Source organism: uncultured Chitinophaga sp., assembly GCF_937874145.1.
GTDB lineage: Bacteria > Bacteroidota > Bacteroidia > Chitinophagales > Chitinophagaceae > Chitinophaga.
In genome coordinates, this window is record NZ_CALNBI010000262.1 from 1 (window position 1) to 2,379 (window position 2,379).

The following is a 2,379-nucleotide window of genomic DNA, read 5'->3' on the forward strand; positions in this document are numbered from 1 at the left end:
AACGACACGCTCAAAGGGATGTACCTGGCCAACAGCTTCGGCCGTTACCGTTCGCAGGATGCACTGATGGATGCGATAAAGCCTTACAGGCACCTGCTGGTCACCGATTCGCTGAAAGCCCGCTACCAGCGCGCGGAGGCGGCATTGGCGTCGTTTTCGAAAGGCGCGAAATCGTTCAATTTTTCCTATACCGACATCAACGGCAAAACCGTATCGCTGGCCAGCCTGAAAGGAAAAGTGGTGCTGGTGGATATGTGGGCCACCTGGTGCGGGCCCTGCAAAGAGCAGATCCCGCACCTCAAAAAGCTGGAAGAAGAAGTGAAAGGCACCGACATCGTGATCGTGAGCATTTCCGTGGATAAGGATGCGGACAAACAGAAGTGGGAAGCTTTCGTCAAAGAAAAGGAACTGGGCGGCATCCAGCTGTTCGCGGGTTCCAGCAAAGACATGATGGAGTATTACAAGATCACCGGCATCCCGCGCTTCCTGGTGTTCGACAAGGAAGGTAAAATTGCCACGGTGGATGCGCCGCGCCCTTCTACGCCCGAGCTCAGGCCTTTACTGATGGGCCTGGCGGGCAGGCAATAAGTTTGTAGAGAAAAGAATAGATTCAGATTGAAATGACAGACAACGGCGGCGCTATTTTTAGCGCCGCTTTTGTGTATGACGGTGCCGCCAATACGAAGTTAACCCCCGGATATACAATTCTCGCCGCCGGTTTTCATTCCTGCCGCAATAGGTCCGGAATGGCGCCTATCTTTGCGCCTCGTTACAGGTATTGTGCAGTGCAGGCCCCCTCTACCCCTTCGTTATCAATAACAGTCACATATAGAAAAATAAAACGGCAAAAAAAAACGGCCGGCCCGGATTTCACCCGGCCGGCCGTTCCCGTTGTCTTATACCTGTAACATTCACGACATCGATCTGATCACTTCGATGGTTGTTTTGACCATTTCAGGCGTAATGCCGAGATGGGTGACGATGCGGACTTTGGTGGGGGAGATGGCCATGACGCGGATGCCGTGTTTGGCGAGGTAATCGCGGAAGGTAACGGGCGTCCAGTCTCCGCAGACTTCGAAGATGAGGATATTGGTTTCTACCGGCAGCATATGGCCGACGAACGTTTGTTCGAGCAGTGCTGCGGCGATGGCTTTGGCGTGTGCGTGGTCGTCGGCCAGCCGTTCGAGGTGATGGTCGAGGGCGTAGATGCCGGTGGCGGCCATGTAACCTGCCTGGCGCATGCCGCCGCCTAATTTTTTGCGGATGCGTTTGGCTTCGCGGATGAAGTCGCGGGAGCCGAGGAGGACGGACCCGATGGGGCAGCCGAGGCCTTTATTGAGGCAGACGGAGATACTGTCGAACACCCGGCCGTAGTCTGCGGCGGGTTGGCCGGTGGCGAGGAGGGCGTTGAAGAGCCGGGCGCCGTCGAGGTGGAGGCGGAGGTTATGGTCGAGGCAGGTCTGGCGGATACGGAGGATTTCGTCCCAGTCGTAACAGCAGCCGCCGCCGAGGTTGGAGGTGTTTTCGAGGCAGACGAGGGAGGAGGTGGCTTTGTGGTCGTCTTCCGTGGGGTTGATGGCAGCGGCTATATCGGCGGCTGAGATCATGCCGCGGTCGCCTTCGATGGGGCGGGCCTGGGCGGAGGAGTTGAAAGCGATGCCGCCGCCTTCGTAGATGTATACGTGAGCGGTGGAGGAGCAGATGACCTCATCTCCGGGGCGGGTGTGGGTTTTGATGGCGATCTGGTTGCTCATCGTGCCGGAAGGGCAGTAAAGGGCTGCCTCCATGTCAAAAAGGGCTGACATCCTGGCTTCCAGTTCCTGGACGGAGGGGTCTTCTCCGAAAACGTCGTCGCCGGTTTTGGCGGTAAGCATGGCCTCCAGCATGGCGGGAGTGGGTTGTGTGAAAGTGTCGCTCCTGAAATCCATTGAAAAAATTGCAATGAGTGATTGAATAAATTAGAGAGAATGTTTATTTGAAGAAGGATATTTTTCAATTGTTAAAATTTGCATAAACCCTTCAAAATAGCGACTAAAAAGCTATTAAAATCCGTTTATACAGTGTACTTTGTTATAGCAGTCAATGTTGATTGCCGTTATGATAAAGCGCCCGATCATTGAAAATGAATGCGTAACAGGCATCTTACCCCGGTCCGTAACCCAAGATCAAAACCATATCAGTGATATTTGGAAGAGTGGGGGATTAGCACGATCTTTGCAGGCTAATTTCGCAACCGTGTAAGATATACCAATTAAATGTTACAACAAAATTATCTTTCGGCTTGTTAGTATAATATTCGTAAACCAATACTTTTAAATATATGAGGCAACTTAAAATTGCCACCCAGATCACCAATCGTGATTCGCAGGCGGTAGAAAA

The 2,379-nt window shown here is 52.9% G+C and carries 2 protein-coding genes; one reads left to right on the plus strand and one right to left on the minus strand.

Annotated elements, in window-relative coordinates; translation table 11 throughout:
* On the plus strand, positions 1-588 hold a 588-nt coding region (locus Q0510_RS12995; protein WP_298712302.1), incomplete at its 5' end, for a TlpA disulfide reductase family protein.
* Positions 589-911: 323 nt separating this feature from the next.
* On the opposite strand, the gene Q0510_RS13000 is transcribed toward Q0510_RS12995, so the two are convergent.
* Complete coding sequence (locus Q0510_RS13000) at positions 912-1,928, minus strand: GntG family PLP-dependent aldolase (RefSeq protein ID WP_298712306.1); 1,017 nt, start codon at positions 1,926-1,928, stop codon at positions 912-914.
* Positions 1,929-2,379: the final 451 nt, after the last annotated feature.